Raw genomic sequence first — 13,571 nt, forward strand, 5'->3', positions numbered from 1 at the left:
ACGCCCGGTTACATTCCGAACCCGGAAGCTAAGCCTTACAGCGCCGATGGTACTGCAGGGGGGACCCTGTGGGAGAGTAGGACACCGCCGAACAATCATTCAAAGGGTTGGACCCCGAACTTCGGTTCCGGGTCCAACCCTTTTTTGTTGTGCGTCACTTGACGTTCACGTTCCGCCCGCAGCATCGGCGGCATGGGTACTGCTGCAATGCTCAGGGCCGCCGGCGTCGGTGTCGGTGACGAGGTCGTCGTACCGGCCTTCGGGAACGTGGAAGTCGCCGAGTCGGTGGCGCTGGCCGGTGCGCTTCCGGTGTTCGCGGACATAGATCCGGTGACCTACTGCCTTGATGCCTCCGCTGTCGAGGCGGCCGTAACTCCGCGGACGGCGGCCGTCGTTGTCGTACACCGCTTCGGGCGGCCCGCCGACATGCGGCGGTTGCTGGAGGTCGGGCAGCGGCACGGGCTGCTCGTGTTGCAGCACGGGGAGTCCGCGGCGCCGTACGACGAGATCGCTCAGCGTCGGGAGCGGGCCTGCTACCTGGACGGGAAGTTGCGCGGGGTGCGCACGCCCGACGGCGGGGACGGGCACACCTATCAGCAGTACGTCGTGCGGGTGCCGGGGAACGGGCGGCCGGACCGGGACGCCTTCGCTCGGGCGCTGCGGGGCAAGGGAGTTGACTGCCGGGTGCCGGTGAAGACCCCTGTGCACCGGCTGCCGGAGTTCCGGCGGTGTGTGTCGCTGCCGGAGACCGAGCGGGCCTCGGACGAGACGCTCGCGCTGCCGGTCGAGGCGGCGCTGACGAAGCGGGACATGCAGCGGATCGTGGGCGCGTGCAATGCCCTCGGAGGGCTTCTTCAGCCTGCCTTCTGAGGGAGTTGGGAGCACCGGTCTGTTCGGGGTATGATCTATTTCGTTGCCGCGGGGGAAACCTCGAAAAGGCGACAGGCCCCCTTAGCTCAGTCGGCAGAGCGTCTCCATGGTAAGGAGAAGGTCAACGGTTCGATTCCGTTAGGGGGCTCCAGTCGAAAGCCCCGCCCAATCGGGCGGGGCCTTTTTCGTGCTCTCCGTCAGTCCGTGTGGAGGCCGGGGACGCGCATCGCGAGGATTGCCATGTCGTCGGAGGGGGCGTCGGACGCGAAGCGTTCCACCGCGCGCATGATGCGGGCCGCGACCGCGCCGGCCGTCAGGCCCGTGCAGGTCGTCAGGACGTCGGCGAGGCCGTCGTCGCCCAGCATGCGGGTGCCCTCTCGGCGCTCGGTGACGCCGTCCGTGACGCAGAGGAGGACGTCGCCGGGATCCAGGGTGACCGTCTGCTCGTAGAGCTCCAGGTCCTCCATGACGCCGAGGAGCGGCTGGGGTTCGGCGGCCGGTTCGACGGTTCCGTCCTGGCGCAGGCGGAGCGGGAGCGGGTGGCCGGCGCAGACGACCTTCAGGCGGGCGCTGCCGTCCTCCTGGGGCCACAACTCGCCGTAGAGGAGGGTCAGGAAGCGGCTGCGGGCGCCCTCGTCGAGGATCGCGGAGTTCAGGCGCTCCAGGACGGCCGGGCCGCTGAGGCCCTCGCGGGCGAGGAGGCGCAGGGCGTGCCGGGCGAGGCCGGTGACGGCCGCCGCGTTGGGGCCCGTACCGCAGACGTCGCCGATGGCGAAGCCGTAGGCGCCGTCGCTGATGGGGAAGACGTCGTAGAAGTCGCCGCCGACCTCGTTGCCCTCGCCGGCCGCGCGGTAGATGACCTCGACCTCGACGCCGTCGATCTCGGGGAGTTCGGGCGGCAGGAGGCTGCGCTGGAGGGACTGGCTGATCGCGGTGCGCTCGGAGTAGAGGCGGGCGTTGTCGAGGGCGAGGGCGGCCCGGCGGCTCAGGTCCTCGGCCAGTTCCAGGATCTCCTGGCGGAAGTGTTCGTCAGTGGGTTTGCCGAGGGTCAGCATGCCGATGACGCGGTTGCGCGCGACCAGGGGGAGGACGACGGTCTCGCCGCCCACCGCGGAGGCCGTGGCGAGCGTGGGGCCGATTCCGGAGGCGATCTGGTGGGTGGGGCCGCCGCTGAGGCCGAGGCTGCGCATGGAGCTGCGCAGGGCCGCCTGGTGGGCTGCCTCGCCCGGGGCCGTCCACACGCGGGCGCCGGGGGTGGGGACCGGGTCCGGCGGGAGGACTTTGGAGAGCAACGACTTGATGCCGTCGATGAGTTCCTCGTCCTCGTGCAGGACGTACGAGAGGTAGGGCTCCGAGGCCTGGTCGGCGATCGTGTAGACGGCGCACCAGGTGGCCAGGGTCGGGACCGTCATCTGGGCCATCAGGGCGAGGGTCTGGTCGCGGTCCAGGGTGCCGGCGAGAAGGTCGGAGGCCTCGACGAGGAAGCTGAGGGATCCCCTGCGCAGGCGTTCGAGTTCGCCGAGGCGGGCCGACTCGACGGCCAGCGCGATGCGGTCGGCGGCGAACTGGAGGCGCAGGGCTTCTTCGTTCGAGTATCTGCCGGGCGCTTCCGCGGCCACGCCGAGGGAGCCGGTGAGGCGGCCCTCTACCTTGAGGGGGACGGTGACGACCGAGCGCATTCCGGTGCCGCTCAGCAGGGGTACGGCACCCGGGACCGCCGTCAGGTCGTCGTGGACCGCGGGCATGCGCGCCGAGCCGTAGCGGCCGGGGCCCGCTTCGACGGGCACGCGCGCGAAGCGCTGGCGGGCCGAGGGGAGGCCGGTGGAGGCTCGGACCTCCAGCTCGGTCTCGTCGTCGGTGGCGAGGAGCAGGAAGGCGGAGTCGCCGTCGAGCATGTCGCGGGCGCGCTCCACCGTGCGCTGCAGGAGGCCGTCGAGGTCGTCCGGGGCGGGGGAGCCGATGAACACCTCGAAGGGGTCGGTGCTCTGGCCGTCGGACGAGGTGGTGGTGTCGCCCGCGGGGACGCGCAACGGGGTCTGCAGTACGGCGCGTTCGTGGTCGCGGACCAGCAGGCAGACCGTGGAGGGCTCGCCGCCGGTGTCGCGGACGCGCAGGTGGGAGGCGTAGACGGAGGTGACGCGGCCGTTGGCGCCCCGGATGCCGTAGCTGCCCTCCCAGCGGGAGAGCTGGAGGGCCTCCGCGATGCCGGTGCCGGTGCCGGGGGTGTGCGGCCAGGCGGCGAGGTCGGTGAGGGGTTTGCCGATGACCAGATCGGCGGCGTACCCGAAGAGTTCCTCGGCGTCCTCGTTCCACGAGGTGATGGCGCCGCTGCGGTCGATCTGGACGACGGCGACGCGGACGCGGCTGTCGGCGAGCGGGAGGAGGTCGGCGGGCAGTGACGGGCCGGCCGCGCGGGTGCCCACCGCGCGTTCGGGCAGCTCGAGTTGGAACCAGACCTGCTTGTGGGTGGGGGCGTACTCGACGCCCCAGCGGGCGGCGAGCGCGGCGCAGAGCTGGAGGCCGCGGCCGCCCTCGCGGTCGAGGCTGCCCATGGTGACGGCCGGGCCCTGGAGGGGGATCTCGCGCTCGGGGTAGCGGTCGGCGACCTCGATGCGTACACCCTCGTCACTGCGCAGGCACAGGACGTCCGCGGAGGTGCCCGCGTGCACCACGGCGTTGGTGACCAGTTCGCTGGTGAGGACCACCGCGTCGTCGACGATGTCGGCGAAGCCCCAGCCCTGGAGGGTGTCGCGGACGAAGGAGCGGGCCGTCGCCACCGATCGTCCGACGGGCTCGAAGCTGGCGGCCGCGCGCGCGGTGATCACAGAACTCCTCGACCGGTTCTCGACGTGCAGGGCTCCGTGGCCGACCGGCTCGTGCCGCTGGTGCGGCACGCCGCTCGTCGGCCGGGGGTCCGGGGGCTGTTCCCCCGGGATCAGTCCGGTGGTCATGTGTTGCGGCCGCCCTCCGATGCCCGCTCGTGCTCGTGCCACCGCCCAGGCCGGACGGACCGGCTCGGCTGGACAGCCGCATGCAAGGTTACTTACCTTCGACGGCCATGCGGATGCCGGTCTGCAGTGTTTCCGTCCGGAGGGTGTGCGGACGATGTGCGAAGCTGCCGAACTGTTATGGCCGGGTTCAACCAGGGTGAAACACTGGGCAGGCTTCTGGAGAAGGTTCGGGCAGGCCGAGTGACTTCCGTGGACTGCGGGCAGCAGCCCGTGATGCGGTTGTGTGTGCCTGGCTGAAATAGAGCTGTAGTAAGCATCAGTACGCGGTAGTGAACGATGTGCCGCGCGGTACCACCCGAGCACAGCAGTAACGGTCGACCCCTGCGGGAGGGACACAGTGGAGTCTGGCGCGGCGACGCGGGCCACCAAGACGCGCGCGAAGGGTGGACCGTCCCCGAGCAAGCAGCGCAAACCGCGCAACGGGACCACGACGGTGGACACGGCCGCCCTGGACCGGTTGCTCGCTGCTCTGGTGTCGATGCGGGACGGCAACTTCCGCAAGCGGCTCACGGTGTCCGGCGACGGCGTGATGTCGGAGATCTCGGCGGTCTTCAACGAGGTGGCCGACCGCAATCTGCAGCTCACGGGTGAGCTGTCGCGGGTGCGGCGCATGGTGGGCCGCGAGGGCAAGCTCACCGAGAGGCTGGAGACGGGCGCCTGCGAGGGCTCCTGGGCGGCCGCCATCGACGCGTCCAACCAGCTGGTCGACGATCTCGTACGGCCGGTCTCCGAGGTCAGCCGGGTGCTGTCCGCGGTCGCCGAGGGTGATCTGTCGCCCCGGATGGAGCTCAGGACGCAGGCGCCGGACGGGACCGGGCATCCGCTGCGCGGGGAGTTCCTGAAGGTCGGGCGGACTGTAAACAACCTTGTCGATCAGCTCTCGACGTTCACCGACGAGGTCACGCGCGTGGCCAGCGAGGTGGGCACCGAGGGCAAGCTCGGCGGGCAGGCACGCGTGCGGGGCATGTCGGGTTCGTGGAAGGACCTGACCGAGTCCGTCAACACGATGGCGTACCGGCTGACGGCGCAGGTCCGGGACATCGCGCTGGTGACCACGGCGGTCGCCAAGGGCGATCTGTCGCGCAAGGTCACCGTGCACGTGGCCGGCGAGATGCTGGAGCTGAAGAACACCGTCAACACGATGGTGGACCAGCTGTCGTCCTTCTCCTCCGAGGTGACCCGCGTCGCGCGCGAGGTGGGCGTCGAGGGTGAGCTGGGCGGTCAGGCGCAGGTGCCCGGTGTGGCCGGCGTGTGGAAGGACCTCACCGATTCGGTGAACCTCATGGCCGGCAACCTGACGGCCCAGGTGCGCGGGATCGCCCAGGTGACGACGGCGGTCGCCAGCGGTGACCTGTCGCAGAAGGTCACGGTGTCCGCACGCGGCGAGGTCGCGCAGCTCGCCGACACGATCAACCAGATGACCGAGACGCTGCGGATCTTCGCGGACGAGGTCACACGCGTGGCCAACGAGGTCGGTGCCGAGGGCCAGCTCGGCGGTCAGGCGAACGTGCCGGGTGCGGCGGGAACGTGGAAGGACCTCACCGATTCGGTGAACACGGTCTTCCGGAACCTCACCACCCAGGTGCGCGACATCGCCGCGGTGACGACGGCGGTCGCCAATGGTGACCTGTCGCAGAAGGTCACCGTGGACGTGGCCGGCGAGATGCTGGAGCTGAAGAACACCGTCAACGGCATGGTGGACCAGCTGTCCGCGTTCGGTGCCGAGGTCACGCGCGTGGCCCGCGAGATCGGTGTCGAGGGTGAGCTGGGCGGTCAGGCGCAGGTGCCCGGGGCCGCCGGTACCTGGAAGGACCTGACGGACTCCGTCAACACGGCGTTCCGCAACCTCACCGGACAGGTGAGGAACATCGCCCAGGTGACGACGGCGGTCGCCAATGGTGACCTGTCGCAGAAGGTCACCGTGGACGTCTCCGGCGAGATGCTCCAGCTGAAGAACACCGTGAACACGATGGTGGACCAGCTGTCCGCGTTCGCCGACCAGGTGACGCGGATGGCCCGGGACGTGGGCACCGAGGGACGGCTCGGCGGTCAGGCCGTCGTACCGGGTGTCTCCGGCACCTGGAAGGAGCTCACCGACTCCGTCAACTTCATGGCCGGCAACCTCACCTCGCAGGTGCGGCAGATCGCCCAGGTGACCACCGCGGTGGCGCGGGGTGACCTGTCGCAGAAGATCGACGTGGACGCGCGCGGCGAGATCCTGGAGCTGAAGAGCACCATCAACACGATGGTCGACCAGCTCTCCGCCTTCGCCGACCAGGTGACCCGGGTGGCCCGCGAGGTGGGTACCGAGGGCCGGCTGGGCGGTCAGGCGCAGGTGCCCGGCGTGGCCGGTGTGTGGCGCGACCTGACCGACTCCGTGAACGGAATGGCAGGAAACCTTACGGCCCAGGTCCGCAACATCGCCCAGGTGGCGACCGCGGTGGCGCGGGGTGACCTGTCGCAGAAGATCGACGTGGACGCGCGCGGCGAGATCCTGGAGCTGAAGAACACCCTCAACACGATGGTGGACCAGCTCTCCAGCTTCGCCGAGCAGGTGACCCGGGTGGCCCGTGAGGTGGGTACCGAGGGCATCCTCGGCGGACAGGCCGAGGTGCAGGGAGTCTCGGGCACCTGGAAGGACCTCACGCAGTCCGTGAACTTCATGGCGAACAACCTGACCATCCAGGTGCGCAACATCGCCGAGGTCACCACCGCGGTCGCCAAGGGTGACCTGTCGAAGAAGATCACCGTCGACGCGAAGGGCGAGATCCTCGAACTCGTCACCACCGTCAACACGATGGTGGACCAGCTGTCGTCCTTTGCCGAGCAGGTGACCCGGGTGGCCCGTGAGGTGGGCACCGAGGGGCAGTTGGGCGGTCAGGCGCGGGTGCCGGGTGTCACGGGCATCTGGAAGGACCTCAGCGACAACGTGAACCTGATGGCCAACAACCTGACCATGCAGGTGCGCAACATCTCCCAGGTGGCCGCGGCCGTCGCCAACGGCGACCTGACCCGGCAGGTGACCATCGAGGCCCGCGGTGAGGTCGCCCAGCTCGCCGACACCTTCAACACGATGGTGCGGACGCTGAGTTCGTTCGCCGACCAGGTCACCAAGGTGGCCCGTGAGGTGGGCACGGACGGCATCCTGGGCGGTCAGGCGCGGGTGCCCGGTGTGGCCGGTACCTGGAAGGACCTCACCGAGTCCGTGAACCAGATGGCGTCCAACCTGACCGGTCAGGTGCGGAACATCGCCATGGTCACCACGGCCATCGCCAAGGGTGACCTGACGAAGAAGATCGACATCGACGCGCGCGGTGAGATCCTCGAACTGAAGACCACGATCAACACGATGGTCGACCAGCTGTCCTCCTTCGCCGAGGAGGTCACCCGCGTCGCCCGCGAGGTGGGTACCGAAGGACAGCTCGGCGGTCAGGCACGCGTGCGTGACGTCGACGGCACCTGGCGCGACCTCACCGAGTCCGTGAACGAAATGGCAGGAAACCTTACCCGCCAGGTGCGGGCCATCGCGCGCGTGGCGACCGCGGTGACCAGGGGCGACCTGAACCTGAAGATCGACGTGGACGCGTCCGGGGAGATCCAGGAACTCCAGGACTACATCAACAAGATGATCGCCAACCTGCGCGACACCACGATCGCCAACAAGGAGCAGGACTGGCTCAAGGGCAACCTGGCCCGTATCTCGGCGCTCATGCAGGGCCGCCGGGACCTGGAGGACGTGGCCTCGCTGATCATGAGCGAGCTGACGCCGGTGGTGACAGCCCAGCACGGCGCGTTCTTCGTCGCGATGCCGCTCCTGGACGGCAAGGACATGAGCGCCGAGGCGGAGGACCAGTACGAGCTGCGGATGCTGGGCTCGTACGGCTACTCCATGGGCTCCATGCCGACGTCGTTCCGGCCGGGTGAGGCGCTCATCGGGACGGCCGCTGAGGAGAAGCGCACGATCCTGGTGGAGAACGCGCCCAGCGGCTACCTGAAGATCTCCTCCGGTCTCGGAGAGGCGCCGCCCGCGCAAGTGATCGTTCTCCCGGTGCTGTTCGAGGGGAAGGTGCTCGGCGTCATCGAGCTGGCCTCCTTCACTCCCTTCACGCAGATCCAGAAGGACTTCCTCAACCAGATCGCGGAGATGATCGCGACCAGTGTCAACACCATCTCCGTCAACACCAAGACCGAGGTGCTGCTACGGCAGTCCCAGGAGCTGACCGAGCAACTGCGCGAGCGGTCGGCCGAGTTGGAGAACCGGCAGAAGGCCCTCCAGGCGTCCAACGCCGAACTGGAGGAGAAGGCCGAGCTGCTGGCCCAGCAGAACCGCGACATCGAGGTGAAGAACACCGAGATCGAGGAGGCGCGGCAGGTCCTGGAGGAGCGCGCCGAGCAGCTCGCCGTATCGATGCGCTACAAGAGCGAGTTCCTGGCCAACATGTCGCACGAGCTGCGCACGCCGCTCAACTCGCTGCTGATCCTCGCCAAGCTGCTCGCCGACAACGCGGACACCAACCTCACCCCGAAGCAGGTCGAGTTCGCGGAGACCATCCATGGGGCGGGCTCCGACCTGCTTCAGCTGATCAACGACATCCTCGACCTGTCGAAGGTCGAGGCGGGCAAGATGGACGTCTCCCCGACGCGTATCGCGCTCGTGCAGCTCGTGGACTACGTGGAGGCCACCTTCCGGCCGCTGACCGCGGAGAAGGGCCTGGACCTGTCCGTACGGGTCTCGCCGGAGCTGCCCGCCACGCTGCACACCGACGAGCAGCGGCTGCTCCAGGTGCTGCGCAACCTGCTGTCCAACGCGGTGAAGTTCACCGACTCGGGCGCCGTCGAGCTGGTCATCCGGCCCGCCGGGCGGGACGTGCCGGTGGCGATCCGGGAGCAGCTGCTGGAGGCCGGTTCGCTGCGCGACCCGGGCGCCGACCTGATCGCGTTCTCGGTGACCGACACGGGCATCGGCATCGCGGCCAGCAAGATGCGGGTCATCTTCGAGGCGTTCAAGCAGGCCGACGGCACGACCAGCCGCAAGTACGGCGGCACGGGCCTCGGACTGTCCATCTCGCGGGAGATCGCGCAGCTGCTCGGCGGCGAGATCTACGCCCAGAGCGAGCCGGGCCGCGGCTCGACGTTCACGCTGTACCTGCCGCTGCACCCGAGCGAACTGCCGCCGCAGGGCTACCAGCAGTCCCTGCCCGCCCTGCAGCCCGGCGACCTGGTGGCGTCCGCCGCGGAGAACGGGCTGTCGGACGTGGAGATCGAGACACCGGCCGAGGTGAGGTCGTACCAGGAGACGCAGAACGGCGCCGCCGCGCTCTTCCGTCGCCGGCGCCGGATCGTGCCCGCCCTCGAACAGCGGATCGGGCAGCCGGACCAGTGGTCGGCGGTCGAGCGGGAGGCCGCGCCGCAGCCGCGCCGGGGCATCCGGTTCGGCGGGGAGAAGGTCCTCATCGTCGACGACGACATCCGCAACGTCTTCGCGCTCACCAGCGTCCTCGAACAGCACGGGCTGTCCGTGCTGTACGCGGAGAACGGCCGTGAGGGCATCGAGGTCCTGGAGCAGCACGACGACGTGGCCGTCGTCCTGATGGACATCATGATGCCGGAGATGGACGGCTACGCCACGACGACGGCGATCCGCCGGATGCCGCAGTTCGCCGGGCTGCCGATCATCGCGCTGACCGCCAAGGCGATGAAGGGCGACCGGGAGAAGGCGATCGAGTCGGGCGCCTCCGACTACGTGACCAAGCCGGTCGATCCCGACCATCTGCTCTCGGTGATGGAGCAGTGGATGCGAGGGGAGTGATGGGAATCAGCGGAGTTCACGCGGAGTTGCTGACTCAGGGTGTCCGACGCCGTGTAGAAGTACGGGATTCGGGGAACCTTCTGGTCTCCCGCTACGTTTCTGCTACGTGCACAGTGACATCGCGGTGACAGGGTGTGGCGACAGACAGGGTGCGGCTACGATGACCGGCACAAGGACGGGCGGCGAAAGGGAGTCGTCCCCAGGGGCGGCGCCCGGTGCACATCCGGGGCGAGGAGGGCGGGCCATGGTGCAGAAGGCCAAGATCCTCCTGGTCGATGACCGGCCGGAGAATCTGCTCGCGCTGGAGGCGATCCTCTCCGCGCTCGATCAGACACTGGTGCGGGCATCGTCCGGGGAGGAAGCGCTCAAGGCGCTGCTCACGGACGACTTCGCGGTGATTCTGCTGGACGTGCAGATGCCGGGCATGGACGGGTTCGAGACGGCGGCGCACATCAAGCGGCGCGAGCGGACCCGGGACATCCCGATCATCTTCCTGACCGCGATCAACCACGGTCCGCACCACACCTTCCGCGGCTACGCGGCGGGCGCGGTGGACTACATCTCCAAGCCGTTCGACCCGTGGGTGCTGCGGGCGAAGGTCTCGGTGTTCGTCGAGCTGTACATGAAGAACTGCCAGCTGCGCGAGCAGGCGGCGCTGCTGCGGCTCCAGTTGGAGGGCGGCACCGGCGGCAAGGCCGCGGTCGGCGAGGCGGTCAAGGAGCCGGCGGGGCTGCTCGCCGAGCTGTCGGCGCGGCTGGCGGCCGTAGAAGAGCAGGCGGAGGCGCTGTCCAAGCAGTTGGACGACGAGTCCGCGGACGCGGCCGCGGTGGCCACGGCCGCCCATCTCGAACGCAAACTCACGGGCCTGCGGCGCGCGCTGGACGCACTGGAGCCGGGGACGGGGAGTTCCCCTTCGGTCCCCTCGCAGAACTGACGTGAGTCCGCGTCAGTTCACGGCCCCTTCCCCCGAACGTCAGCTCGGCGCCTCTCCCGTGGCGACACGAACGGGTGAAGCAACGGGCACACGTGTCCGCGGTCGTCTCCACCGGTAATCTCACACCTATGGCCTCACGTCCCTCCGCAGCCAAGAAGCAGCCCGCGAAGAAGGCTGCCGCTCCCGCGAAGGGCCCGGCGAAGAAGGCCGTCGCGAAGAAGGCGCCCGCCAAGAAGGCCGCGGCGAAGAAAGCCGCGCCGCCCAAGCCGGCGCCCAGCCCCACCGGGGGCGTCGTCCGCCTTGTGCGCGCCGTCTGGCTCGGCGTCGCCCATGCCGTCGGCGCGGTGTTCCGCGGCATAGGGCAGGGTGCGAAGAACCTCGACCCGGCCCACCGCAAGGACGGCGTCGCCCTGCTGCTGCTCGGCCTCGGTCTGATCGTCGCCGCCGGCACCTGGTCGAACCTGCGCGGTCCCGTAGGCGACCTCGTCGAGATCATCGTGACCGGCGCCTTCGGCCGGCTCGACCTGCTGGTGCCGATACTGCTCGCGGTCATCGCCGTGCGGTTCATCCGGCACCCGGAGAAGCCCGAGGCGAACGGGCGGATCGTGATCGGACTGTCGGCGCTCGTCATCGGCGTGCTCGGCCAGGTCCACATCGCCTGCGGCTCGCCCGCGCGCAGCGACGGCATGCAGGCCATAAGGGACGCCGGCGGTCTCATCGGCTGGGGAGCGGCGACCCCGCTGACGTACACCATGGGCGACGTCCTCGCCGTACCGCTGCTCGTCCTGCTGACGGTCTTCGGGCTGCTCGTCGTCACCGCCACCCCGGTCAACGCCATCCCGCGACGGCTGCGGGAACTGGGCGTGCGGCTCGGCGTGGTCGACGCGCCGGTGGAGGAGGGGCTCGGCGAGGACGACGAGCGCTACGACGACCAGTGGCGCGAGGCGCTGCCCGCGCGCGGGCGCAAGCGCGGTGCCGCGCCCGAGCCGTACGACCCCGACAGCGCCGAGCAGGAGGCCCTCTCCCGGCGCAGCGGGCGCCCCCGGCGCTCCGCGGTGCCGCAGCCCGCGATGGACCGGCAGATGGACGCCGTGGACATCGCCGCGGCCGCCGCCGCGGACCTGGACGGCGCCGTCCTGCACGGCATGCCGCCCTCGCCGCTCGTCGCCGACCTCACGCAGGGCGTGAGCGTGGGGGACCGGGTGGAGACCACTCCGACGCCCACGCCCGTCCCGGCCGCGCGGCCCAAGCAGGAGAAGCTCAAGGTGGAGGTCGCCGACCTCACCAAGCCCGCGCCGGAGGCACCGGGCGACCTGCCCGCGCGCGCGGAGCAGCTCCAGCTGTCCGGGGACATCACCTACTCGCTGCCCTCGCTCGACCTCCTCACGCGCGGCGGGCCGGGCAAGGCGCGCAGTGCCGCCAACGACGCCGTGGTCGCCTCGCTGACGAACGTCTTCTCCGAGTTCAAGGTCGACGCAGCCGTCACCGGCTTCACGCGCGGGCCGACGGTCACGCGCTACGAGGTCGAGCTGGGCCCCGCCGTGAAGGTCGAGCGGATCACCGCGCTGACCAAGAACATCGCGTACGCCGTCGCCAGCCCGGACGTGCGGATCATCAGCCCGATCCCAGGCAAGTCCGCGGTCGGCATCGAGATCCCGAACACCGACCGGGAGATGGTCAACCTCGGTGACGTGCTGCGTCTCGCCGCGGCCGCCGAGGACGACCACCCGATGCTGGTGGCGCTCGGCAAGGACGTCGAGGGCGGCTATGTCATGGCCAACCTCGCGAAGATGCCGCACATCCTGGTCGCCGGAGCCACCGGTTCCGGTAAGTCGTCGTGCATTAACTGCTTGATCACTTCCATCATGGTGCGTGCGACCCCCGAGGACGTGCGCATGGTCCTAGTCGACCCCAAGCGCGTGGAGCTGACCGCCTACGAGGGCATCCCGCACCTGATCACGCCGATCATCACCAACCCGAAGCGGGCCGCCGAGGCGCTCCAATGGGTCGTACGCGAGATGGACCTCCGCTACGACGACCTGGCGGCCTACGGCTTCCGGCACATCGACGACTTCAACGAGGCCATCAGGAACGGCAAGGTCAAGCCGCCGCCCGGCAGTGAGCGCGAGCTGCAGCCGTACCCCTATCTGCTGGTCATCGTCGACGAGCTCGCCGACCTGATGATGGTCGCGCCCCGGGACGTCGAGGATGCGATCGTGCGCATCACGCAGCTCGCGCGCGCGGCCGGCATCCACCTGGTGCTCGCCACGCAGCGGCCGTCGGTGGACGTCGTCACCGGTCTGATCAAGGCGAACGTTCCGTCCCGACTCGCCTTCGCCACCTCCTCGCTCGCCGACTCGCGGGTCATCCTCGACCAGCCGGGCGCCGAGAAGCTGATCGGCAAGGGCGACGGGCTCTATCTGCCGATGGGGCAGAACAAGCCCACCCGTATGCAGGGCGCCTTCGTGACCGAGGACGAGGTCGCCACCGTCGTCCAGCACTGCAAGGACCAGATGGCGCCGGTCTTCCGGGACGACGTCGTCGTGGGGACGAAGCAGAAGAAGGAGATCGACGAGGAGATCGGCGACGACCTCGACCTGCTGTGCCAGGCCGCCGAGCTGGTCGTCTCCACGCAGTTCGGGTCGACCTCGATGCTTCAGCGCAAGCTGCGGGTCGGGTTCGCGAAGGCCGGTCGCCTCATGGACCTGATGGAGTCCCGGGGCATCGTCGGACCGAGCGAGGGGTCCAAGGCTCGTGACGTTCTTGTGAAGGGTGACGAGCTGGACGGCGTGCTCGCGGTGATCCGCGGGGAGGCTTAGGGGGAGCCCGAACGAGGTGGGGACGCCGGTGTTCGATCGTGACTCACCCGTAAGGGATCATTGAGCAACCGTTTCCCTTCGGCGTACGTCAAGTTGAGGGAAGCGAAAGTGTGCTGCCCCACCATCGG

General features: G+C 69.4%; 5 protein-coding genes, 1 tRNA gene and 1 rRNA gene. 6 read left to right on the top strand and 1 reads right to left on the bottom strand.

Translation table 11 applies throughout. The features are described 5' to 3' along the window. The 3 genes from rrf to ABZ896_RS34260 all read left to right on the top strand — a co-directional run. Positions 1-93, top strand: a 5S ribosomal RNA gene (gene rrf / locus ABZ896_RS34250); the annotation flags it as partial. Positions 94-207: 114 nt separating this feature from the next. After that, the gene (locus ABZ896_RS34255) at positions 208-870 is read left to right on the top strand and encodes a DegT/DnrJ/EryC1/StrS family aminotransferase (protein ID WP_360937645.1); all 663 of its coding nucleotides are present in this window, start codon (positions 208-210) and stop codon (positions 868-870) included. 75 nt (positions 871-945) lie between these two features. Beyond that, positions 946-1,021 (top strand) — tRNA-Thr (locus tag ABZ896_RS34260). Between the two features lie 46 nt (positions 1,022-1,067). Here ABZ896_RS34260 and ABZ896_RS34265 read toward each other — a convergent pair. Beyond that, positions 1,068-3,821 (bottom strand): SpoIIE family protein phosphatase, encoded by a 2,754-nt coding sequence (locus ABZ896_RS34265; protein WP_360937575.1) that lies wholly within the window; start codon positions 3,819-3,821, stop codon positions 1,068-1,070. A gap of 397 nt (positions 3,822-4,218) precedes the next feature. Here ABZ896_RS34265 and ABZ896_RS34270 point away from each other — a divergent pair, with 397 nt between their 5' ends. From ABZ896_RS34270 to ABZ896_RS34280, 3 genes are all read left to right on the top strand, one after another. Next, on the top strand, positions 4,219-9,690 hold the full coding sequence (locus ABZ896_RS34270) for a HAMP domain-containing protein (protein ID WP_360937578.1): 5,472 nt from the start codon (positions 4,219-4,221) through the stop codon (positions 9,688-9,690). 244 nt (positions 9,691-9,934) lie between these two features. Then, entirely contained in the window at positions 9,935-10,624 is a 690-nt protein-coding gene (locus tag ABZ896_RS34275; RefSeq protein WP_360937581.1) for a response regulator, read from the top strand. A 128-nt stretch (positions 10,625-10,752) separates the two neighbouring features. Further along, positions 10,753-13,443: a DNA translocase FtsK gene (locus ABZ896_RS34280; protein WP_360937584.1), complete on the top strand. Its 2,691-nt coding sequence runs from the start codon at positions 10,753-10,755 to the stop codon at positions 13,441-13,443. Positions 13,444-13,571: the final 128 nt, after the last annotated feature.

The sequence above is a fragment of the Streptomyces sp. NPDC047072 genome (assembly GCF_040643855.1).
Classification (GTDB): domain Bacteria; phylum Actinomycetota; class Actinomycetes; order Streptomycetales; family Streptomycetaceae; genus Streptomyces.

Coding starts and splice junctions, on each gene's coding strand:
- ABZ896_RS34255 (WP_360937645.1), top strand. CDS start 208: ATGCTCAGGGCCGCCGGCGTCGGTGTCGGTGACGAGGTCGTCGTACCG.
- ABZ896_RS34265 (WP_360937575.1), bottom strand. CDS start 3,821: ATGACCACCGGACTGATCCCGGGGGAACAGCCCCCGGACCCCCGGCCG.
- ABZ896_RS34275 (WP_360937581.1), top strand. CDS start 9,935: ATGGTGCAGAAGGCCAAGATCCTCCTGGTCGATGACCGGCCGGAGAAT.
- ABZ896_RS34280 (WP_360937584.1), top strand. CDS start 10,753: ATGGCCTCACGTCCCTCCGCAGCCAAGAAGCAGCCCGCGAAGAAGGCT.